Source organism: Erythrobacter donghaensis (assembly GCF_001557325.1).
Classification (GTDB): domain Bacteria; phylum Pseudomonadota; class Alphaproteobacteria; order Sphingomonadales; family Sphingomonadaceae; genus Erythrobacter; species Erythrobacter donghaensis_B.
The window spans coordinates 1-21,710 of the sequence record NZ_LSJS01000168.1 but is presented as its reverse complement, the minus strand read 5'-3'; the positions used below and the strand labels follow the sequence as shown (position 1 = coordinate 21,710).

The window sequence follows — 21,710 nt, the reverse complement described above, 5'->3', positions numbered from 1 at the left end:
GGGCCGGGCTCTGGCGCGGGCTCGGCGCGGGGGCGGGATCGTCGAAGCCCGGAGGCAGCAGCGATTCGGGCTTGCCCTGCGCCAGGGCGAACCCCGTCAGCCCCGCCGCGCCGAGCGTGCCTGCCGCGGCGATGGCGAGCACGCTCGCCGAGAAGCTCCGTTGCCTTCCGCTCATTGCCCCTGCTCCGGCAGGCTCACGTCCTCGGCGATCGGGCGCAGCGGTTCCTCGCCCCCCTCGAACCACGCCAGCGCAAGGAGGCCGAGCGCCGCCACCCCAGCGAGCCACGGCCAGCGCCGCCCGCGCCGCCGAGGGGGAGCCTGCTCGAAACCGCCAGGGGTCAGACGCTCTTGCCGCAAGTTTGCCATATTGCGCGTGCCCTAGCCCATCTATAGGCCTTGCGGCAATGTCCGCCGCGTGCCCCTCCCCCCATGATCGCGATATCGCCGCCATCGCCGCGCGCATCACGCGGCCGGTGGTGCTGGTGGGGCTGATGGGCGTGGGCAAGTCGACCGTGGGGCGCAAGCTCGCCGCCATGCTCGGGCGCGATTTCGTCGATGCCGACGATGCCATCGCCGAGGCCGCCCGGCGCTCGATCCCGGAGATCTTCGAGGCCTTCGGCGAGGCCTATTTCCGTGACGGCGAACGGCGCGTGATCGCCCGCCTGCTGGCCGAGGGTCACGGCGTGATCGCGACCGGCGGCGGCGCCTTCGTCGATCCCCAGACGCGCGCGGCGGTGCTCGAACAAGGCATCGCGGTGTGGATCGATTGCGACGTCGACACGCTGGTCGAACGCACCGCGCGGCGCGGCAACCGTCCGCTGCTGAAGCAGGGCGACCCGCACGAGATCCTCACCCGGCTGGCGCGCGAGCGGGCGCCGTTCTACGGGCAGGCGCATATCCGTATCGTCAGCGAGACCGGCCCCCACGCCGACACCGCGCGCGCGATCATCGAGGCGATTGGTCAATGGCTGTAATTCCCGTCGCGCTGGCCGGGCGCGCTTATGAGGTGGTGATCGAGAGGGGCCTGCTCGACCGGATCGTCGAACACGCCGAGCCCTATCTGACGCGCTACAGCCGCACGGATCGTGCCGTGCCTTTCGTGGCCGACACCAACACCCGCGACATCTTTGCGGGCGATGTGAACGACCGCCTGGCGTGGGTGGGCCTCAAGGCCGAATGGTTCGTCGTCGAACCGGGCGAGGATGCCAAGAGCTGGGCCGTGCTCGAGCGCCTGTGCGACTGGCTGCTGGCCCTCGGCGTCACGCGTTCGGACCATGTCTTCGCGCTCGGCGGCGGCGTGGTCGGCGATCTCGTCGGCTTCGCCTGTGCGATCACCAAACGCGGCGTGGGCTTCGTGCAACTGCCGACGACGCTGCTGGCACAGGTCGACAGCTCGGTGGGCGGCAAGACCGCGATCAACACGCGCGCGGGCAAGAACCTGATCGGCGCCTTTCATCAGCCTTCGCAGGTGCTGATCGACCCGCTGGTGCTCGACACCCTGCCCGATCGGGAGATGCGCGCTGGCTTCGCCGAGGTGCTCAAATACGGCCTGCTCGGCGATGCGGCCTTCTTCTCCTGGCTCGAGGCGAACGGCGACAAGGTGCTCGCGCGCGAGCCGCACGCGCTCGAAAACGCCATCGCCACCAGCATCGCGATGAAGGCGCGGATCGTGGCGGCCGACGAGCGCGAGACGCTCGACCAGCGCGCGCTGCTCAACCTCGGGCACACCTTCGGCCATGCGCTGGAGGCCGAGACCGGCTTTTCCGACCGGCTGCTGCATGGCGAGGCGGTCGCATTGGGCATGGTGCTGGCGGCAAGGTATTCGGCGCGGCGGGGCGAGATTTCCGACGGGGACGCCGCGCGGGCGGCGGCAGCAATTGCGGCGGCGGGGCTCCCCGCCTCGCTCCCCTCGCTCGGCCTTGCCTGCAACGGGGCCGCGCTGGTCGACCATATGCGCCACGACAAGAAGGCCGAAGGCACCACCCTTCCCTTCCTTCTCCTGCGCGCGCTGGGCGAGGCTTACGTGGCGCGCGATGTCGACCTCGCCGACATCGCCGCCTTCATGGATGAGGAACTGCGCGGATGACCCGCTTCATCGACCTCTCGATCCCGATCACCAACGACGTGGTCTCCGATCCCGAGGTGATGCGGCCCAAGGTGACCTACATGACCCACGAGACCACGTGGGAACAGATCGCGATGTTCTTCCCCGGCCTCAAGCGCGAAGACCTGCCCGATGGCGAAGGCTGGGCGGTGGAGTTCGTCGAGCTTTCCACCCACAATGGCACCCACATGGACGCGCCGTGGCACTTCCATTCGACCACCGATTGCGGCGCGACTCCCGCGCCCAGCATCGACGAGGCCCCGCTCGACCGCTTCCTGCGTCCCGGCGTGAAGCTCGACTTCTCGCACCTCCCGCACGGCCATGTCGTCAGCGCCGCCGAGGTGCAGGCGGAGCTGGCGCGCATCGGCTACACCTTGCAGCCGCTCGACATCGTGCTGGTGCAATCGGGCGCGGTCTACGGCAGCGAGGGCTTCACCGATCAGGGCGTCGGCCTCGGCGCGGAGGCGACCTTGTGGCTCACGGCGCAGGGGATCGAAGTGGTCGGCACCGACGCCTGGAGCTGGGACGCGCCCTTCAGCCACACCGCGAAGGCCTGGGCCGAGACGCGCGACCCGTCGATCATCTGGGAAGGCCACAAGGCCGGACGCATCCGCCCCTATTACCAGATCGAGAAGCTGGCGAACCTCGCCGCGCTGCCGCCTTTCGGCTTCACCGTCAGCTGCTTCCCGGTCAAGATCGCGCGCGCCAGCGCCGGCTGGATCCGGGCAGTGGCGATGATCGAGGACTGAAACCTTGCACATCGCGCTCGCCGACCTTGCCGACCCGCGCGTCCAGGACCTCATCGCCTTCCACCAGCGCGCCATGCTTGAAGGCTCGCCGCCGGGCCTCAGCTTCGCGCTCGATCTGTCGGGCCTGCAAGCCGAGGGCGTGACGGTGTGGGCTGCCGAGGTGGACGAGCGGATCGCCGCGGTTGGTGCGATGAAGCGGCTCGATGCGGTGTCGGCGGAAGTGAAGTCGATGCGCACCCACCCCGATTTCCTGCGACGGGGGATCGCCGCGGCGCTGCTCGAGACAATCATCGCCCACGCCCGCGCCGAGGGTTTGCGGACGCTCAGCCTAGAGACCGGCAGCGGCCCCGCCTTCGAGCCTGCGCTGACGCTCTACCGCCGACGCGGGTTCGTGAATGGCACGGCCTTCGCCGATTACATCCTCACCGACTTCAACCAGTGCCTCCATCTGGCACTGGATTGATCGCGCAAAATCAATGCGCCGGGCGGCTCGGGAGCTGGGCGATATTGTCACCTGTCTGCGTGATGCGCGCAGCCTTCAGGGCTGCCTCTTCCTCCAGCATCCGGTCATGTTCGCCAAACAGCTGCTCGATATCGGCACGCCGTTCCAGCAGCATGTTGGCAATGCCGGGCGCAAGGCTCTCGCCGTCGCCGATCTTGCCGAGCATCGCAGCCAGATCGCTCACCGTCGCATCGCGCGCATTCTTGTAGAAATTGCCCTTACGGTCAAAATAGCCGGTTCCGGTATGTGCCATGATCAAATGCTCCCGCCTGAGCTTCGATCCGCCCCGCGGAGGATCCGCGATTCGGCAAAACGAGTGTCTCACAGGACGAACTGTAGAACAAAACCGGTGCGAATTTTTTGTCGCACATCAGTAATCTGGCGCAAAAAGACAGGATCTTCTGCAAGTAACCCCGCCCCCGCTGTCACTCCAGCTCGAGGATCACCGCGTCGACCGCCAGGCTCTCGCCCTCGGCGGCGTTGATCTTCGCGATCGTGCCCTCCTTCTCGGCGCGCAGGATGTTCTCCATCTTCATCGCCTCGACCGTCGCGAGCGGCTGGCCGGGCTGGACCTTGTCGCCCTCGCCCACGTGGAGCTTCACCAGCATCCCCGGCATCGGGCAGATAAGGAGGCGCGAAAGATCGGGCGGGACCTTCTCGAGCATCAGTGCGGCATAGGGCGCGATCCGCGCCGGCAGGATCCGCACCGCGTGCTTCGCGCCGCGTGTGGTCATGACGAAGCCCGTGAGGGTGCGTTCAAGCTGGACGGTGATCGGCTCGCCGTCGACGGTGGCGGTGACGGCGACCGCACCGATCGCATATTCGTGCCGAACGGTCAGCGGCTCGCCGTCGACCTTGATCGCTTCCTCGAGGCTGGAAAGGTCGACCCCGAAAGTCTCGCCGCCAACCGTCACCGACCAGTGCGTCGGGGCGTCAAGCGTATCGGCAAGCTGCCCGCTGATGTCGCGGGCACGGCCTTCGATCGCGTGCATCAGCGTAGCGCCCAACCCCGCCAGCTTGCGCTTGAGCGCGTTGCCCGTCGCCGCGCCGTGGAAGCCCTCCGGATATTCCTCGGCGATGAAGCCGGTGGTCAGTTCCCCCGAGCGGAAGCGCGGGTGCTGCATGATCGCGGAGAGGAAATCGACATTGTGGCCGAGGCCCTTGATTCGGAAGTTGTCGAGCGCCTCGATCTGGAGATCGGCGGCTTCGTCGCGGGTCGGGGCCCAGGTGATCAGCTTGGCGATCATCGGATCGTAGAAGCGCGAGACTTCGCCGCCTTCATAGACCCCGTCATCGACCCGGACGCTGCCGTTCCCGCGCGCCACGCCCCGGCGTGCCTTGCCCGCGACCGTCTCGTCCTCGCTCCAGCCGGGGAGCGGGGGCTGGTAATGAACCAGCCGCCCGGTCGAGGGCAGGAAGCCGCGATAGGGGTCCTCGGCATAGACGCGGTTCTCGATCGCCCAGCCGTCGATCCCGATGTCGTCCTGCGTCATCGCGAGGCGTTCGCCCGCCGCCACACGGATCATCTGCTCGACCAGATCGATGCCGGTGATCGCCTCGGTGACGGGGTGCTCGACCTGAAGCCGGGTGTTCATCTCGAGGAAGTAGAAGCTCTCCCCCGTCGGGTCCGCGCCGGATACGATCAGTTCGACCGTACCCGCCGAGTAATACCCCACCGCGCGCGCCAGAGCGACGCATTGCTCGCCCATCGCCTTGCGCATCTTGGGCGTCACGAAAGGCGACGGCGCTTCCTCGACCACCTTCTGGTGGCGGCGCTGGATCGAGCATTCGCGCTCGTTCAAATAGAGGATGTTGCCGTGCTGGTCGCCGAGGATCTGGATCTCGATATGGCGCGGATTGAGGATGAATTTCTCGATGAAGACGCGGTCATCGCCGAAGGAGTTGAGCCCCTCGCGCTTCACGCTTTCGAACCCCTCGCGCACGTCGGCTTCATTGTAGGCAAGGCGCATCCCCTTGCCCCCGCCCCCGGCCGAGGCCTTCATCATCACCGGATAGCCGATCTCGTTGGAGATACGGACGGCGTGCTCGGTATCCTCGATCTCGCCGACGAAGCCGGGGACGACATTGACGCCCGCTTCCTTGGCGAGCTTCTTGGATTCGATCTTGTCGCCCATGGCGGCAATCGCGCCGACCGGGGGGCCGATGAAGGCAATGCCTTCCTTGGCGAGCGCCTCGGCAAAGGAGGTGCGCTCCGACAGGAAGCCGTAGCCCGGGTGCACCGCTTCCGCCCCGGTCTGCTTGCAGGCGGCAATGATCTTGTCGGCGACCAGATAGCTCTCCGCCGCGGGCGAAGGGCCGATATGCACCGCCTCGTCAGCCATCGCGACGAAGGGCGCGCGGGCATCGGCGTCGGAATAGACCGCGACCGTCTTGATCCCCATCCGCCTCGCGGTGGTGATGACCCGGCAGGCGATCTCGCCGCGGTTGGCAATCAGGATTTTGGAGAACATGGTCTAGTCAATGATCCTTTTCAGGCCCGCATGGACGAAATCCTCGCCCTTGAACAGCAGCGGCTCTGCCCGCTCTGTCGCCAGCGCGTAGGCAAAGCAATCGCCAAAATTGAGCTGCGCAGGATGGCCGCTGCCCTTGCCGAAATCGCGATAGGCCTGCCGGGCGATGCGCGCTTGGGAGGGAGTGACTGGCACAATCTCAATGGCCAGCCTGGCGATGATCTCATCAACTTTCGCGCTCAGCACGGGGTTGCGATCGCGGTCGATAACGATGCCGGTTTCCAGAAAATTGCCCGCAGACATCACGGCCCGCCCATTTGCAAGGATCGCCTCCGTGAACGCCCTCGCCTCAGGTTCACCCCAGACGATGGCGACAATCGCCGAGCTATCGATGATCACTTGGGCAGGCCGTATTCGTCGTATAGAAAGGCGTCCATATCCAGAGCCAGCAATTCGGGCGACATCAGTGCGCGCGTTTCTTCGCAAAGCTTCATGATCTCAGCCACCTTTGCTTCGCGCTCGACATCCAGCTTCAGCCGGCGCGCGCGCAGGGCTTCCAACACAACCTGAGTAATCGAGGTGCGTTCGATTGCCGCTAGCTCGGAAGCAAGGCGATAAGCCTCATCACTCTTGATGTTCATTTGCGCGCCCATGGCGTCGCTTGCTCCTCTACCAACCAGGGAAGATATAGTAGAAGGGTTTCATCCGGTAAAGCCCTCGTCGCATGCAGCGCGCAGGGCATAGGCGATCAGGCTGTCGGCATAGGCAGGCGCACCGCGCCGGTCGCCCTCGCCGCTGACGAGGGTTTGCACTGCCCTCCCCAGCATGGCGATGTTGGCGGGGGAGAGCCTTCCCAGCGGCTCGACATAGATACCGATGGTGAACAGGATCGCGCCCGTTTGCGGCAACCGCCGGAGGGTCTGGCGTTCGGAGCGCACGAACAGGGTCTCGCCTGCGTTCTCGGGCGTGACATGGGCGAAGGCCTCGTGCGGCGGTCGGTCGGGCAGCCAGCGGCGCTCTCCGCAAGCGGCGATGAACCAATTGCACCGCCCGTAGATCGCACCGGGACGCAGGGTCTCCATGAAGCGGTCGACCCCGGTGGCGAGGTGCTCCTCGTAGCCCTGTATCGGGGCATGGAGCGCGCGCAGCGGCAGGCCGATCTTCTCGGAAGGGTGCCAGTCCGAAGGCCAAGCCACCGCCGCGCCGATCAGGCGGTAGACCGCCTCGCCCTCGGCTTGCGTCAGGAGGCACAGGTCCTCGTGCACCGCCAGCGCCGCCTCGGGGAGCGCGCCATCCACGCCGAGCATCGCGGCCAGTTCGCGGCCCGGCGCGTCCACTTCGGGCGTCAGCTGCACAGCATCCGGCCAATCGGCAAACCCCGCAGCCCGCGCCGCCAGATCGGGCGCGGGCTGGAGCCACGCGCGCTCCTCCAGCCTGACCAGCCCCATCCTGAGCTGCCCGCCGCCGCGTGCCTTGGGGAGCAGGGTGTCAACGGTGAAGCCGAGGGTCATTCGTCCAGACTCGCACTCGCGATCATTCTCCACCCAGTGAACACCGCGAACACAATCATGCAAAACATACCAGCGTGGACCGGATCAATTCCGCCGGGAACGCGCTCGTCAAGCCAGACATAGAGGCGAACGGCAATTCCGATCAGGCTCCAGACAAGGATGAAGCACACCACCTGCGCGGCGGCCCGTCCAATCAGCTGCGTGAGGAACTGGAACATGCGCGAAGGGCTCACCCCACCCCTCCCCGCCGCTCGCAGCGCAGGATGAAGCCGTATTCCTCCAGCCAATCGGCCTTGGTGGGCATGAGATATTGCAACGCCTCGGGCAAGAGGCCGTGGAGCGCGGTGGCGTGGCGCAGCTCCTTGCGGCGGTCGGAGAAGCAGTAGGGCTGGCTGGCGGGCAGCGCCGCAAGCAGCCGCTCCATCCCAGCCTCGGTCGCCCCGCCCTCGTCGGCGAGGCTGAGGTAGAGCGGGGGGCGCGGGCCCTTGCCCAAGGGCTTGCGGCTCAGCGCCTCGAAGTCCCATTGCAGGCTCGGGCTGATCGCGGCGTAGCCGGTGAAGAGCCCGGGCGCGCTGGCCCAGGTTTCGACCACGAAATGCCCCGCCGCGCTCTCGCCCACGAGGAAGGCGCGGCCATCGGTGCGGTAGCGGGCCTCGACCAGCGGCTTGACGGTGTCCGCAAGCCACGCGCGGAACGCCGCGCTATCACCTGCGGTCGGCCAGCGCTCGCGCTCCTTGGCATCCCCGGTAGGCGGAAGAAGTTCGCGCTGGCGGTCCCTGGTCTCGATCCCGACCACGATCGCATCCGCGCTCCGGCCCCACAGCGCTCCCCACCGCATCAGGCCTGCGCCCATCATGAGGTCTTGGGCAACCGCCCCGTCGAGCTGGTAGACCACCGGCCAGCGTTTCTCGGGGTCCTTGGCGTAGTCGGGCGGCAGGACGATGTTGACCTGCCGCTCGGCGCCGAGGGCTTGGAGGGTGATGGTCTCGCCGATGGTCAGCGGCTGCGGCTGCGGCGCGGGGGCCGCAGCAAGCGCTGCCGCTGCCAGCAGACCGATCACTCCGCCGCCACCGCCGCCTTGCAAGCGCGCGCGGGTTCCTCGCCCTTGAGCGCCGTGAGGCCGAGCTTGGAGAACAGCGCGCCGTCCTTGTCGTCGCCGGCGTTGGGCGCGGTCAGCAGCTTGTCGCCGGTGAAGATCGAATTGGCGCCCGCCAGGAAGCACAGGGCCTGTGTTGCCTCACTCATCGACTCGCGCCCCGCCGAGAGCCTCACCATCGAGCGCGGCATGGTGATGCGCGCCACCGCGACGGTGCGGACGAACTCGATATCGTCGATCTTGGCGAGCGGGGTATCGGCCAGCATGTCGCCCAGCACCGTGCCCTTGACCGGCACCAGCGCGTTGACCGGCACGCTCTCCGGGTGCTGCGGCAGGGTCGCAAGGGTGTGGATGAAGCCCACCCGGTCCTCGCGCGTCTCGCCCATGCCGACGATCCCGCCGCTGCACACGTTGATCCCCGCCTTGCGCACGTGGTCCAGCGTATCGAGCCGGCACTGGAAATCGCGGGTGGAGATGACGCGCTCGTAATATTCGGGCGAGCTGTCGATATTGTGGTTGTAGTAATCGAGGCCGGCTTCCGCGAGCATCTCTGCCTGATGCGGTTCGAGCATCCCCAGCGTCATGCAGGTCTCCAGCCCCATCGCGGAGACACCCTTCACGATCTCGACGATCGCGGGCATGTCGCGGTCCTTGGGATTGCGCCACGCCGCGCCCATGCAGAACCGCTGCGAGCCTGCATCCTTTGCCTGCGCCGCGCGCTGGAGCACGGCCTGCACATCCATCAGCTTGGTGGCCTCAACGCCCGAGTCCGCATGGACCGACTGCGAGCAATAGCCGCAATCCTCCGGACACCCGCCGGTCTTGATGCTGAGCAGGGTGCACAGCTGGACTTCGGTTGCGGGGTGATATTCGCGGTGGACGCTCGCCGCCTGGTACAGCAGCTCGGTGAAGGGCAGGTCGAAGAGGGCCGCGATTTCGGCGCGGGTCCAGTCGGTGCGGGGGTGGGTCATTCGGTCCTCAAAAATCGGGTCAATTCTGGAGAGCAGTCGATCAAACCTTGACGGCTGTTCGTCCATCAGTGTTCTTGGCTACTCTCGCGCATCAAGTTCAGCAATGGCTCTGGCGAGATCGAATTCGCCTGCACTCCTCGTTCGCTCAGCGAGCCCCTTCGCATCGGTTGTGTATTCATACCGGCTTATCGCAATCTGTCGCACCCGTTTGCTTTTGTCTGATCGGAGGCGATCGAAAAGGTAATGCGACTGCCGCTCCGGGATGTCATGGTACAGGACACAGGCGACGCGCCACCGGACTTCGCTAATGGGCCATTTGGCCAGCTCATCCCAAATGACATGCACCTGAGGATGGTGTTTGCCCATCTTCCTGACCCAGTTTGCGGCTTGCCCCCATACGGCCCGCCCACCATTCACAAACGCATGGATCGCGGCATTCATAAACAGCTGGAGGTCGCCGTCCCCCGCTTTGATATCCTCGACCGCGTCTATCACGTCGAAGATAAGGGGATGCTCATTCACATTCCGGATAAACTTGATCGCGTGGGCCTTTTCCCGCTCGCGACCAATGGTCCAGATGCCTGTCACTCAGCCGCCTCGTCCAGCCCCTCACCGAGCGGCGGCATGTTGTGGCCGAGCAGCACGAGAATATCCGCCGCGCACTCCACCACGTTGGAGCCGGGGCCGTAGATGCCCTGCACCCCTGCCTCGCGCAGATAGTCGTAGTCCTGCGGCGGGATGACGCCGCCTGCGGTGACCTTGATGTCGCCGCGCCCGGCTTCCCGAAGGAGCCGGATCAGTTCGGGGATCAGGGTCTTGTGGCCCGCCGCCAGCGACGACGCGCCGACCACGTCGACGTCTTTCGCCAATGCCATCGCGGCGCTTTCCTCGGGCGTCTGGAACAGCGGGCCGCTGATTACGTCGAAGCCCATGTCGCTGAACGCCGAGGCGATCACATTCGCGCCGCGGTCGTGGCCGTCCTGGCCCATCTTGGCGATCATGATGCGGGGCGCACGGCCCAACCGGCGGCCGACGGCTTCGACCCCGTCGGTCACCTGCGCCCAGCGGCGGTCGAATTCGTAGGCGCTCTTGTAGACGCCGGTGACCGGCGCAGGCGTGGCATCGTGGCGGCCGAACACCTCCTCCATCGCGGCGGAGATTTCGCCGAGCGTCGCATCGTGGCGCGCGGCCTCCACGGCAAGCGCCAGCAGGTTCGCGCCCGACTTGCAGCCTTCGGTCAGCGCTGCGAGCGCCGCGCGGCAGGCTGCCTCGTCGCGGTTTGCGCGGACCTTTTCGATCCGCGCGATCTGGCCGGTGCGAACCTTCTGGTTATCGACCTCAAGGGTCTCCAGCGCGTCCTCGGTCTCCTTGCGGTACTTGTTGACGCCGACGATCACCGTCTCGCCCTTGTCAACCTTGGTCTGCTTTTCCGCCGCCGCACGCTCGATCGCGGCCTTGGGCGCGCCGGTGGCGACATAGGCGGTCATGCCGCCCGCCGCGTCGACCTCGGCCATCATCGCCTCGGCCTCGGCCACCAGCGTGGCGGTCAAAGCCTCGATATAATGCGAGCCGCCGAGGGGATCGACGACGTTGCAGATGCCGCTTTCCTCCTGCAGCACCAGCTGGGTGTTGCGCGCAATGCGGGCGGAGAAATCGGTCGGGAGCGCAATTGCTTCATCAAGCGCGTTGGTGTGGAGCGACTGCGTCCCGCCCAGCACCGCCGCCATCGCCTCCACCGTGGTGCGGATGACGTTGTTGTAGGGGTCCTGCTCTTGCAAGCTGACGCCCGAGGTCTGGCAGTGGGTGCGCAGCATCTTGGAGCGCTCGTCCTTCGCGCCCAGATCGTCCATCACCCGGTACCACAGCGTGCGCGCGGCGCGCAGCTTGGCGATCTCCATGAAGAAGTTCATGCCGATGCCGAAGAAGAAGCTGAGGCGGCCTGCGAAGGCGTCGATGTCCAGCCCGGCGGCCATGGCGCGCTGGGCATATTCCTTGCCGTCGGCGATGGTGAAGGCGAGCTCCTGCACCGCCGTCGCCCCGGCCTCGTGCATGTGGTAGCCAGAAATCGAAATCGAGTTGAATTTCGGCATGTTGGCCGAGGTGTATGCGATGATGTCCGAGATGATCCGCATGCTCGGCTCGGGCGGGTAGATATAGGTGTTGCGGACCATGAACTCCTTGAGGATGTCGTTCTGGATCGTGCCCTCAAGCTTGTCCTGCGACACGCCCTGACGTTCCGCCGCGACGATGAAGAAGGCCAGCACCGGGATCACCGCGCCGTTCATCGTCATCGAGACGCTCATGGCATCGAGCGGGATCTGGTCGAACAGGATCTCCATGTCCGCGACCGTGTCGATCGCCACCCCGGCCTTGCCGACATCGCCGACCACGCGCGGGTGATCGGAATCGTAACCGCGGTGGGTGGCAAGGTCGAAGGCGACCGACAGCCCCTTCTGCCCCATCGCCAGATTGCGGCGGTAGAAGGCGTTCGATTCCTCGGCGGTGGAGAAGCCCGCATATTGCCGGATCGTCCACGGACGGCCCGCATACATGCTCGCCTTCACGCCCCGGGTGAAGGGCGCGAAGCCCGGGAGGCCCGGGTCGAAACCGGCGTGATCCTCGGCCGTATACAGCGGCTTGATCGCGAAACCTTCGGGCGTGTGCCAGGTCAGGTCGCGGCCCTTCACTTCCCTGGCGGCGAGGGCGTTCCAGTCGGAGAGGGTGGGCTTCTGGGTCATACCTATACAATCCCGTCATGCTGAACTTGTTTCAGCATCCATGCCTCGGCATTCCGCCAAGGCTCGTGGGGCAAAATGGACCCTGAAACAAGTTCAGGGTGACGAACAGGGGAAGAGGGTTACGCCCCCTTGAACTCGGCTTTCCGCTTCTGGAGGAAGGCCATGCCGCCCTCCATCGCGTCCTTGGTCGCGCCCGCGATGCGCTGACCCTCGGCCTCGGCGAGCAGCACCATCTGGAGGTTCTGGTCGAGCGCGGTCGCGATATTGCGCTTCATCGTGGCGTAGGCGATGGTCGGGCCATTCGCGAGCTTTTCAGCGAGGGCGCGGGCTTCGGTCATCAGGTCGGCATCCTCGACGCACTTGTAGACCAGGCCCCATTCCTCGGCCTGCGCGCCCGAGATCTTCTCGCCCAGCATCATCATCCGCGTCGCGCGCGCGCGGCCGACGGCGCGGGTGAGCAGCCAGGTCGAGCCGCCATCGGGCACAAGGCCGATATTGACGAAGGCCTGGAGGAAGTAGGCGCTCTTCGCGGCGATGGTGAAATCAGCAGCCAAGGCGAGCGAGCATCCGACGCCCGCCGCCGGGCCATTGACCGCGCAGATCACCGGCACGCTCGCGCGGATCAGCTGGCTGATCGCGGGGTTGTAATGATTGATCAGCGCCTCGTGGCTTCCGCCCTTCCCGCCGAGCGCAGAGCCGTCACCGCGCGCCGAAAGGTCCGCGCCCGAGCAGAAGCCCTTGCCCTCGCCGGTGATGAGCACCGCACGCGCATCGCCGAGGTCGTAGAACGCCTGCCCGATCTCGTCCGCCATCTGCGGGGGCATGGCGTTGAGGCGCTCGGGACGGTTGAGGGTGATGGTGACGAGCGGGCCGTCACGGTCGACGCGGATGGTTTCGTAGGACATTCGTTTTCTTCTCCCTTTCGTCATCCCGGACTTGATCCGGGACCGCTTGCCGCAAGCGGCCCCGGCTCGGGGGCCGGGGTGACGGTTTGAATTAGTTCGACCAGTGCGTGCCCTCTTTGGGCGTCTCCATGATCTCGGTAAGCATGCCGCCCATGTCCTTGGGATGGACGAAAAAGATAGGGGTGCCGTGCGCGCCGATGCGCGTGGGGCCGAGGATGCGCTTGCCCATCGCCTCGAACTCGGATCGCGCCTCGGCGATATCGGGCACCTCGAAGCACAGGTGATGCTGCCCGCCGAGCGGGTTCTTGGCGAGGAAGCCTGCGAGCGTGGAGTTCTCCCCCAGCGGCTCGATCAGCTCGATCTGGGTGCCATTCATAGCCCCGTCGACGCCGGGCGTGTCGACGAAGCAGACCTTCACGCCCTGCTCCTCGAGGTCGAAGGGCGTGTGGATCTTCGTCGCGCCCATGACGTCGCGGTAGAACGCGATGCTATCGGCGATGGAGGGCGTGGCGATGCCGATGTGGTTCAAACGGCCGAGTTTCATAGTTTATCCAAACCGTGGCTTATCCTGAATTGTTCGATCATTTTCTGAACGCCAGCATATCCGTCGGGACCCAATACTGCGGCAAATTCAGCGTCCCATTCTCGCGACGGTTCAAATGGTATATTGTGCGGGCCATGGTCCATCCACTTCGCCAACGCCCTGGCATCCGTCTCCAGATATGTTGAGAGTAAGACCGCCTGCTGTTCGAGGCCTACCGTCCGAAACGCAGCTACCCATTTCGCGAGTTCGATTTCATCCGCTTGCGTAACGGCTGTCCAGAAGCTGTCTACATACAGGGAGTCTGCGCCGTTGTACGCGTATTCGTAAGCATCGGCAAAATCAGACATGGCGGTTCGCTCCCCAGTTAAAGAGGAATATTATCATGCTTCTTCCACGGGTTCTCGAGGCTCTTCGTCCGCAGCTTCCTTAGCCCCAGCGCGATCCGCCGCCGGGTCGAGTGCGGGTGGATCACCTCGTCGATATAGCCGCGCGATGCCGCGACGAAGGGGTTGGCGAAGCGGTCTTCGTATTCCTTGGTCCGCTCGGCGATCTTGGCGGGATCGTCCTTTTCCTGACGGAAGATGATCTCCACCGCGCCCTTCGCGCCCATCACCGCGATTTCCGCCGTGGGCCAGGCGTAGTTCAAATCGCCCCTCAGGTGCTTGGAGGCCATCACGTCATAGGCCCCGCCGTAAGCCTTGCGGGTGATGACGGTGATCTTGGGCACAGTCGCCTCGGCATAGGCGAAGAGCAGCTTCGCGCCGTGCTTGATGATCCCGCCCAGTTCCTGCGCGGTGCCGGGGAGGAAGCCGGGGACGTCGACGAAGGTGATGATCGGGATTTCGAAGGCGTCGCAGAAGCGCACGAAGCGCGCCGCCTTCTTCGAGGAGTTGATGTCGAGCACGCCCGCCAGCACCATCGGCTGGTTCGCCACCACGCCCACGGTGCGGCCCTCGACCCGGCCGAACCCGCAGATGATGTTGCCTGCGTGGGCCGGCTGGATCTCGAAGAAATCGCCCTCGTCGAGCACCTTGGTGATCACCTCGTGCATGTCATAGGGCTGGTTGGCGTTGTCGGGGATCAGCGTGTCGAGGCTGTTTTCCAAGCGGTCCCACGGATCGCTGGTGGGGAGCGTCGGCCCTTCCTCGCGGTTGGAGAGCGGCAGAAAGTCGAAGAAGCGGCGGGTGGCGAGCAGCGCCTCGACATCGTTCTCGTAGGCTAGGTCCGCCACGCTGGTCTTGGTCGTGTGGGTGATCGCACCGCCCAGTTCCTCCTGCGTGACGACCTCGTTGGTGACGGTCTTCACCACCTCGGGGCCGGTGACGAACATGTAGCTCGAATCCTTCACCATGAAGATGAAGTCGGTCATCGCGGGCGAGTACACCGCCCCGCCCGCACACGGCCCCATGATGAGGCTGATCTGCGGCACCACGCCGGACGCCAGCACATTGCGCTGGAACACCTCGGCATAGCCGCCGAGGCTCGCGACGCCCTCCTGGATGCGCGCCCCGCCCGAATCGTTGAGGCCGATGACCGGCGCGCCGACCTTCATCGCCGTGTCCATGATCTTGCAGATCTTCTCGGCATGGCGCTTCGACAGCGAGCCGCCGAAGACGGTGAAGTCCTGGCTGAACACGAACACCAGCCGACCGTTGATCGTGCCCGAGCCGGTCACCACCCCGTCGCCGGGGATGCGCTGGGTCTCCATCCCGAAATCGATGCAGTCATGTTCGACATAGGCGTCGACTTCCTCGAAGCTGCCCTCGTCGAGCAGCACGTCGAGCCGCTCGCGCGCGGTCAGCTTGCCCTTGGCGTGCTGGGCGTCGATGCGCTTCTGCCCGCCGCCCAGACGAGCGGCTTGCCGGCGGCGTTCCATTTCGGCGATGTTGGCGGACAAGGATCTTCCTCTCTCGTCAGGTCTCTCGAGCACATGCGTTGCCTTAGGCGCGGCGAGGCGTCAACGTGGCAAAAGTGGCGGAACGGGCGAAGGGAGGCCGCGCGATGTATGTCTCTGACGTGCTGGTGATCGGCGGCGGGATCGCGGGGCTTTCGGTCGCCGCGCGGCTGTCGGCACAGGCGATCGTGACCGTGCTCGAGGGCGAGAGCGCTTGCGGATACCACGCTTCGGGCCGCTCGGTGGCCTTTGCGCATTACGGGCTGGGCAACGAGCCGGTGCGCACCCTGACCGCGCTCAGCATGGGCGAGCTTGCCGCGCATGGAAGCGTGCACCGCGCGCTCCACATTGCGGCCGAGGGCGAGATCGCCGCGCTCGATGCGCTGGAGGCGGTGCACCGCCAGTACGGCTGCGATTTCACGCGCATCGGCCCCGAGCAAGCGCGCGCGCTGATGCCCTGCCTCAAGCCCGAGGCCTGCGCCGCCGCGCTGGTCGATCACGGGTCGCTCAAGCTCGATACCCACGCCATGCTGCAGGCCCATGTGGCCACGATCCGCGCCAATCGCGGAGCGGTGATCCCGGAGGCGCGGGTCATGTTCATGGGCCACGATGGCGACCGCTGGGTCGCGGTGCGGGCCGACGGCAGGCGGCACGGCGCGCCGGTTCTCGTCAACGCGGCGGGCGCATGGGCGGACGAGGTTGCGCGCATGGCCGGGGTGGCTCCGATCGGGATCGAGCCGCGCCGCCGCACCGTCATCAGCTTTGCCGCTCCGCAAGGCGAGGACGTGAGCCGCTGGCCCTTCACCAAGACCGTCGGCGAAGGCTTCTACCTGCTGCCCGAAGGCCGGGGTCAGTTGCTCGCCTCGGCGATGGACCAGACCGCTTGCGAGCCGTGCGACGCGGCGGCCGAGGAACTCGACAAGGCGATCGCGGCGGACCGGGTGGAGCAGGCCACCACGCTCGCGATCCGCCGGATCAGCCACAGCTGGGCGGGCCTCAGGAGCTTTGCAGCAGACGAACTGCCGGTGATCGGCGAGGCGGCGGGTGCGCCCGGCTTCGTTTGGGTAGCCGGGCAAGGCGGCGCAGGGTTCCAGACCGCCCCTGCCCTCTCGGCAATCGCGGCGGCGGCGGCGCTGGGCCAATCCTTCCCCGAGGATGCGGCGGCGGCGGGGCTCTCCTTCGAGACCTTCTCTCCGGCGCGCCTCGGCGCCTAGAACCGCCGCATCACGCTGCGCGCCAGCGCGGGCGAGAGCGAATAGACCGCGCGCAGCAGCTTCACCATGCCGACATTGGCCTCGTCGCGGCCCTTCTCCAGGGCAGCGATGATCTGGCGCGCGCATTCCTGCGGGGGCATCTTCGACATGTCGCGGTCGGCGGTCATCTGGGTGTCGACCACCGGGGGCAGCGCCTCGATCACGTGGATCGGCTCGCCCGCCAGCTGGGCGCGCAGGGCCATGGTGTAGGAGCGCAGGCCCGCCTTGCTCGCGCAATAGACCGAGCTCGCGGTGTTCGGCGCGATGGCAAGGCCGCTCGTCACGTTGATGATCGCCGCTTGAGGCGCCGCGCGCAGGCGCGGGAGCAGCGCGGTGATGAGCCGCACCGGTGCGGAGAGGTTGGCATAGAGGCAACCGTCCGCCGCATCGGGATCGGGCAGGCCGTTCCTCACATCATGCGGCACCCCGAGGCCGGCGTTGTTGATGAGGATATCGACCGGGCGGTCGCCCAGCGCCGCCACCAGCGCATCGACACCCGCCGCGCTCGACAGGTCGGCAGCGAGGATCTCGAAGCCCTCCGCCGCCATCGCCGCCAGCCGCGCCGGATCGCGCCCGGTCAGGAGCACCTTCGCGCCCTTGGCCTGCAATTGCCGCGCAATCTCGCGCCCGATCCCCGCGCTGCCGCCGGTCAGCAGCACCGCCTTGCCGTTCACGTCCATCTCAGACCTTCACCACCCCGTGTGCAATCAGGCTCTCGCCGCAGTCCGCGATGGTGTCCTCGACGGGGCGCATTGTCCAGCCAAGCCGCTCGGTGGTGTGGCTGGCGTCCACATGGCGCACCTTGCCGATCTCGGTCTTGATGCCGCGCACCTCGGGGTTGAACAGGGCGAGGATATTGACGAGCCAGTCGGGCATCGGCCGGGTCGGCGCCTTGCGCGCCTTTTCACCCAGCCGCGCGCGCAGCACGCCAGCGACTTCCAGGGCGGTGAGGAACTTGCCCGCCCCGAGGAAGCGCTCGCCCGCCAGCCCCGGGGTATCCAGCGCCAGCACATGCAGCGCAGCGATGTCGCGCACGTCGACGATCGGGAAGCCGAGATTGGGCGCCATCGGCATCGCGCCGCTCAGCAATTGCTGCACCAGTTCGACCGAGGCCGAGAAGTCCCCGCTGTCGACCGGCCCCAGCACCATGCCGGGGTTGACCGAGACGAACTCCAGCGCGCCGCCTTCCGCCGCCACCCAGTCGCGCGCGGCGCGCTCGGCGATGGTCTTGGACTTGACGTATGGATAGGCGTCGGGGTGGTCGATCTTGGTCCAGTGGCTTTCATCGAAGGTGTATTCGCCGCGATCGACGCCGTAGACCACCGCCGCGGTCGAGGAGGTCTGGACGAAGCGCGTGACGCCTGCCTCGCGCGCGAACCGCAGCGCGCGCAGCGTGCCTTCGCGCGCGGGGACGATCAGCTCGTCCTCGTGCTTGGGCGCCTGCGCGGGGATCGGCGAGGCGACGTGGGCGACATGGGTGCAGCCCGCGGTGGCCTCGGCCCAGCCGCGATCGGACATCAGCTCTGCCTCAAACAGCCTGAACTGTTCGGGCGAGGGGTTGCCCAGCCGCGCGCGCAAGCCAGCCTCGCTCCTGGCGACGTTGCGGACCGTGCCGTGCACAGTCCAGCCCTTGCCCAGCAATTGGCGGATCAACTCCCCGGCGATGTAGCCGGTCGCCCCCGTGACCAGAACCGTGCCTGCCATGCGAACCCTCCCTTGCCGTAGCGTCATCGCGAGCCTAGCAGACAGGTTTCGCCAAGCAACCTATTTGAACAGCACCAGCTCCTCGGCCATGGTCGGGTGGATCGCGACCGTCGCGTCGAAATCGGCCTTGGTGAGCTTCGCCTTCACCGCGATGGCGGCGGCCTGCATGATCTCGGGGGCCTCGGGGCCGATCATGTGGATGCCGACGATCCGGTCATTCGCAGCATCGACGATCATCTTGTAGAGGCTGCGCTCGTTGCGCCCGGCGACGACGTTCTTCATCGGGCGGAAGTCCGACTGGTAGACCTTGATGTTGCCGAGCGTGTTGCGCGCCTCGCTCTCGGTGAGGCCGACGGCGGCGATCGGCGGGTGGCTGAACACCGCGGAGGGCACGCAGGAGTGGTCGACCGCATAGGGCGCGCCCGGGCCGAACAGGCTGTCGGCAAAGGCCTGGCCCTCGCGGATCGCGACGGGGGTGAGCTGCACGCGGTCGGTCACGTCGCCCACGGCATAGATGTGGTCGACCGAGGTCTTGCTGAAGGCATCGACCACGATTTCGCCCTTCTTGCCGACTTCGACGCCGACCGTCTCGAGCCCGAGCCCCTCGGTGTTGGGCACGCGCCCGGTGGCGACCATCACCGCATCGAAGTCCCGTTCGTCATGGCCGGTGAGCTTGACCTTGAGGCTGCCGTCGTCCTGCTTCTCGATCCATTCGAATTCGGCGTTGAAGCAGAACTCGATGCCCTTCACCATCGAGATCTGGAGCAGCCGGTCGCGCAGCGCCGCATCATAGCTGCGCAGGATCGTGTCCGAGCGGTTGGCGATCGTCACCTTGCAGCCGAACTCGTTGAAGATGCCCGCAAACTCGTTGGCGATATAGCCCCCGCCCGCGATCAGGATGCGGCGCGGCAGGGCTTCGAGATGGAACGCCTCGTTCGAGGTGATGACATGCTCGCTGCCGGGGAAGCTCGGCACCAAGGGCCGCGCTCCGGTGGCGACGAGGATGTATCGGGCGGTGACTTGCCTGCCGCTCGCCAGCGTGATTTCGTGCGCCCCGGTGATGGTCGCGCGTTCGGCGAAGACGGTGACATTGTGGTTGTCCAGGGTCTGGCCGTAGAGCCCCTCCAGACGCGTCACATCGTTCTGCACGTGATCGCGCAGGGCCGCCCAGTCGAAGCTCTTTTCGCCGATGCTCCAGCCGAAATGCTGCGCGTCGACGAGGTCCTCGGCGAAGTGGGCACCGTAGACGAGCATTTTCTTGGGGACGCAGCCGCGGATCACGCAGGTGCCGCCGACGCGGTATTCCTCGGCGACCGCGACGCGCGCGCCGTGGGCGGCGGCAACGCGGCTGGCGCGCACCCCGCCCGAGCCCGCGCCGATGGTGAAGAGGTCGTAATCGTAATCGTCAGCCATTCTCGCCGCTCCCGAATTTTCGAGAGCGCATATGGGCGAAGGCCCCGACGGCGGCAACCGTCGGGGCCCAAAATGCAGTATTTCAGACTAAAGCGGGAATGCGCGGATCAGCCCTGTGCGGCACGCGGACGGCCACCGCCGCCGCCCCGACCGCGGCCGCCGCGACGATTGCCGCCGCCGCTGTTGCCGCCTGCGTTCTGGCCCTGTCCCTGCGGACGGCCACCGCCCGGACGACCGCCCGGCCCGGCCTTGGCCGAGGGCTGGCGGCGGTCACCCTGCGGGCGCTGCTCGCCCTGCGGCTGCGGACGCCGTTCGCCGCGCGGGGCATCGGCATGGCGACGCTCTCCGCCGGAGCGGTCATGCTGCGGGCGGCCCTGCGGCTTGCCCTGCCCCGGGCGACGCTCGCCTTCCGGGCGGCGTTCGCCCTCGCGGCGCTCGCCCTGCGGCTTGCGCTTCCCGAGCGGACGCGGCTGGACGCGCTTCATCGGCTGGCGGGGAGCGGGCTTTTCCGGCCCCTCGCCTTCCACCACCGCGCGGAAATTGTCGGGGAGCGGCAGGCGCTCCAGTTCGGCGCCGGTGACCTTGCGGATGTCCTTCAGATAGGCGCGCTCGTCCTCGGCGCAGAAGGCGATCGCGATCCCGTCCCGCCCCGCGCGCGCGGTGCGGCCGATGCGGTGAACGTATTGTTCGGGCACGTTGGGCAGCTCGTAATTGATCACGTGGCTCACGCCCGGAATGTCGATCCCGCGCGCGGCGACATCGGTCGCGATCAGGATCGGCACGCGCGCCTTCCTGAACTCGTCGAGCGCACGCTGGCGCTGCGGCTGCGACTTGTTGCCGTGGATCGCGTTGGCCTCGATCCCGGCCTGCGAAAGCTTCTTCACCACCCGGTCCGCGCCGTGCTTGGTGCGGGTGAAGATCAGGATCCGTTCGAACTCGCCCGGCACCTGGTGACGGCGCTGGAGGATCATCTGGAGGAGGCTCAGCTTCTCGTCCTGCTGGACCATGAACAGGTACTGGTCGATGCGCTCCGCCGTGGTGCTCTCGGGCGTCACCGAGACCTGCACCGGGTTGTGGCAATAGCCGCTCACCAACTCCTTGATCGCCTTGGGCATGGTTGCGCTGAAGAACAGCGTCTGGCGCTCCTTGGGGGCGAGTTCGCGGATCTTCCTCAGCGCGTGGATGAAGCCAAGGTCGAGCATCTGGTCGGCCTCGTCGAGCACGAGGATCTCGATCCCGGCAAGGTTGAACGCCTTCTGGTCGACGAGGTCGAGCAGGCGGCCGGGGGTGGCGACCAGAATGTCGGTGCCGCGGTGAAGCTTGTTGCGATCCTTGCCGACGCTCGTGCCGCCGACGATGCACTGCACCTTGAGGCCGGCAAGCGCGCCGTAGTCCTTGGCGCTGTCGGCGATCTGCACCGCGAGTTCGCGCGTCGGCGCGAGCACCAGCATGCGGCAGGACTTGAACGGGATCGGCTTGTCGGCCTCGCGCAGCCGGTCGATGCTGGGGAGCATGAAGGCGGCGGTCTTGCCGGTGCCGGTCTGCGCGATGCCGAGCAGGTCGCGGCCCTTGAGCACCGGCGGGATCGCCTGCGCCTGAATCGGCGTCGGCGTGTTGTAGCCCTTCATGTCGAGGGCCTGGAGCACGGGCTGCGACAGCCCGAGGTCAGCAAAAGTGGTCATGTGTATGAAACTCGCAAATATTCTGCGACGCGCGCTGGGCCGCTCGGGACGACAATCGTCCACAAGGCACGCCACGCGCGGCGCGGGGGTTGAAACCGCCCGCGTGAAAAGGGAAGTCTTGAAGGTAGAACCGAGGCGCGGCCGGGGCGGACAATTTCGGAGAGGTCCGCCGC

Annotated in this window: 24 protein-coding genes; 5 read left to right on the top strand and 19 right to left on the bottom strand. The window is 66.7% G+C overall.

The annotated features are described in order from the left end of the window. Window positions 1-171: 171 nt before the first annotated feature. On the bottom strand, window positions 172-366 hold the full coding sequence (locus AX692_RS09865; RefSeq protein WP_073974372.1) for a hypothetical protein: 195 nt from the start codon (window positions 364-366) through the stop codon (window positions 172-174). Window positions 367-404: 38 nt separating this feature from the next. Between AX692_RS09865 and AX692_RS09860 the strand changes: the two genes are divergently transcribed. The 4 genes from AX692_RS09860 to AX692_RS09845 are packed head-to-tail and all read left to right on the top strand — an operon-like array spanning window position 405 to window position 3,316. Further along, window positions 405-974, top strand: coding sequence for a shikimate kinase (locus tag AX692_RS09860; protein ID WP_073974371.1), 570 nt, complete (start codon window positions 405-407; stop codon window positions 972-974). Next, window positions 965-2,086: a 3-dehydroquinate synthase gene (gene aroB, locus AX692_RS09855; protein WP_073974370.1), complete on the top strand. Its 1,122-nt coding sequence runs from the start codon at window positions 965-967 to the stop codon at window positions 2,084-2,086. Before AX692_RS09860 ends, aroB begins: the two co-directional genes overlap by 10 nt. Beyond that, entirely contained in the window at window positions 2,083-2,853 is a 771-nt protein-coding gene (locus tag AX692_RS09850; protein ID WP_073974369.1) for a cyclase family protein, read from the top strand. Before aroB ends, AX692_RS09850 begins: the two co-directional genes overlap by 4 nt. 4 nt (window positions 2,854-2,857) lie before the next feature. Continuing rightward, on the top strand, window positions 2,858-3,316 hold the full coding sequence (locus AX692_RS09845) for a GNAT family N-acetyltransferase (RefSeq protein ID WP_073974368.1): 459 nt from the start codon (window positions 2,858-2,860) through the stop codon (window positions 3,314-3,316). Between the two features lie 10 nt (window positions 3,317-3,326). On the opposite strand, the gene AX692_RS09840 is transcribed toward AX692_RS09845, so the two are convergent. From AX692_RS09840 to AX692_RS09775, 14 genes are all read right to left on the bottom strand, one after another. After that, a complete protein-coding gene (locus tag AX692_RS09840) occupies window positions 3,327-3,608 on the bottom strand; it encodes a hypothetical protein (RefSeq protein WP_073974367.1) in 282 nt (93 codons plus the stop codon). Window positions 3,609-3,780: 172 nt separating this feature from the next. Beyond that, a complete protein-coding gene (locus tag AX692_RS09835; protein WP_073974366.1) occupies window positions 3,781-5,826 on the bottom strand; it encodes an acetyl-CoA carboxylase biotin carboxylase subunit in 2,046 nt (681 codons plus the stop codon). A gap of 3 nt (window positions 5,827-5,829) precedes the next feature. Further along, window positions 5,830-6,225 (bottom strand): type II toxin-antitoxin system VapC family toxin, encoded by a 396-nt coding sequence (locus AX692_RS09830; protein WP_073974365.1) that lies wholly within the window; start codon window positions 6,223-6,225, stop codon window positions 5,830-5,832. Next, on the bottom strand, window positions 6,222-6,479 hold the full coding sequence (locus AX692_RS09825) for a type II toxin-antitoxin system VapB family antitoxin (RefSeq protein WP_073974364.1): 258 nt from the start codon (window positions 6,477-6,479) through the stop codon (window positions 6,222-6,224). The genes AX692_RS09830 and AX692_RS09825 overlap by 4 nt, the downstream gene beginning before the upstream one ends. 48 nt (window positions 6,480-6,527) lie before the next feature. Beyond that, window positions 6,528-7,337, bottom strand: a complete 810-nt coding sequence (locus AX692_RS09820) for a heme-dependent oxidative N-demethylase family protein (protein ID WP_073974363.1) — start codon at window positions 7,335-7,337, stop codon at window positions 6,528-6,530. Beyond that, window positions 7,334-7,555: a hypothetical protein gene (locus AX692_RS09815; RefSeq protein WP_073974362.1), complete on the bottom strand. Its 222-nt coding sequence runs from the start codon at window positions 7,553-7,555 to the stop codon at window positions 7,334-7,336. The genes AX692_RS09820 and AX692_RS09815 overlap by 4 nt, the downstream gene beginning before the upstream one ends. Window positions 7,556-7,566: 11 nt before the next feature. Beyond that, entirely contained in the window at window positions 7,567-8,397 is an 831-nt protein-coding gene (locus AX692_RS09810) for an alpha/beta hydrolase (RefSeq protein ID WP_073974361.1), read from the bottom strand. Beyond that, entirely contained in the window at window positions 8,394-9,404 is a 1,011-nt protein-coding gene (gene bioB, locus AX692_RS09805) for a biotin synthase BioB (protein ID WP_073977106.1), read from the bottom strand. Before bioB ends, AX692_RS09810 begins: the two co-directional genes overlap by 4 nt. Window positions 9,405-9,482: 78 nt before the next feature. Next, window positions 9,483-9,992: a hypothetical protein gene (locus AX692_RS09800; RefSeq protein ID WP_073974359.1), complete on the bottom strand. Its 510-nt coding sequence runs from the start codon at window positions 9,990-9,992 to the stop codon at window positions 9,483-9,485. Beyond that, complete coding sequence (gene scpA / locus AX692_RS09795) at window positions 9,989-12,142, bottom strand: methylmalonyl-CoA mutase (protein ID WP_073974358.1); 2,154 nt, start codon at window positions 12,140-12,142, stop codon at window positions 9,989-9,991. Before scpA ends, AX692_RS09800 begins: the two co-directional genes overlap by 4 nt. Before the next feature lie 119 nt (window positions 12,143-12,261). Further along, window positions 12,262-13,047 carry an enoyl-CoA hydratase-related protein gene (locus AX692_RS09790; protein ID WP_073974357.1) on the bottom strand — a complete coding sequence of 262 codons (786 nt, stop codon included), beginning with the start codon at window positions 13,045-13,047 and terminating at the stop codon, window positions 12,262-12,264. Between the two features lie 91 nt (window positions 13,048-13,138). Further along, window positions 13,139-13,591, bottom strand: coding sequence for a methylmalonyl-CoA epimerase (gene mce, locus AX692_RS09785; RefSeq protein ID WP_073974356.1), 453 nt, complete (start codon window positions 13,589-13,591; stop codon window positions 13,139-13,141). Next, entirely contained in the window at window positions 13,588-13,938 is a 351-nt protein-coding gene (locus tag AX692_RS09780) for a hypothetical protein (protein ID WP_073974355.1), read from the bottom strand. The genes mce and AX692_RS09780 overlap by 4 nt, the downstream gene beginning before the upstream one ends. Window positions 13,939-13,955: 17 nt before the next feature. After that, on the bottom strand, window positions 13,956-15,488 hold the full coding sequence (locus AX692_RS09775) for an acyl-CoA carboxylase subunit beta (protein WP_073974354.1): 1,533 nt from the start codon (window positions 15,486-15,488) through the stop codon (window positions 13,956-13,958). Between the two features lie 104 nt (window positions 15,489-15,592). Between AX692_RS09775 and AX692_RS09770 the strand changes: the two genes are divergently transcribed. Further along, on the top strand, window positions 15,593-16,699 hold the full coding sequence (locus tag AX692_RS09770; RefSeq protein ID WP_073974380.1) for an NAD(P)/FAD-dependent oxidoreductase: 1,107 nt from the start codon (window positions 15,593-15,595) through the stop codon (window positions 16,697-16,699). Here AX692_RS09770 and AX692_RS09765 read toward each other — a convergent pair. From AX692_RS09765 to AX692_RS09750, 4 genes are all read right to left on the bottom strand, one after another. Beyond that, window positions 16,696-17,418 carry an SDR family oxidoreductase gene (locus AX692_RS09765; RefSeq protein WP_073974353.1) on the bottom strand — a complete coding sequence of 241 codons (723 nt, stop codon included), beginning with the start codon at window positions 17,416-17,418 and terminating at the stop codon, window positions 16,696-16,698. The genes AX692_RS09770 and AX692_RS09765 overlap by 4 nt on opposite strands. 1 nt (window position 17,419) lies before the next feature. Next, entirely contained in the window at window positions 17,420-18,442 is a 1,023-nt protein-coding gene (locus AX692_RS09760) for an NAD-dependent epimerase/dehydratase family protein (RefSeq protein ID WP_073974352.1), read from the bottom strand. Window positions 18,443-18,502: 60 nt separating this feature from the next. Continuing rightward, on the bottom strand, window positions 18,503-19,855 hold the full coding sequence (gene gorA / locus AX692_RS09755) for a glutathione-disulfide reductase (RefSeq protein WP_073974351.1): 1,353 nt from the start codon (window positions 19,853-19,855) through the stop codon (window positions 18,503-18,505). A 107-nt stretch (window positions 19,856-19,962) separates the two neighbouring features. Then, complete coding sequence (locus AX692_RS09750; RefSeq protein WP_073974350.1) at window positions 19,963-21,537, bottom strand: DEAD/DEAH box helicase; 1,575 nt, start codon at window positions 21,535-21,537, stop codon at window positions 19,963-19,965. Window positions 21,538-21,710: the final 173 nt, after the last annotated feature.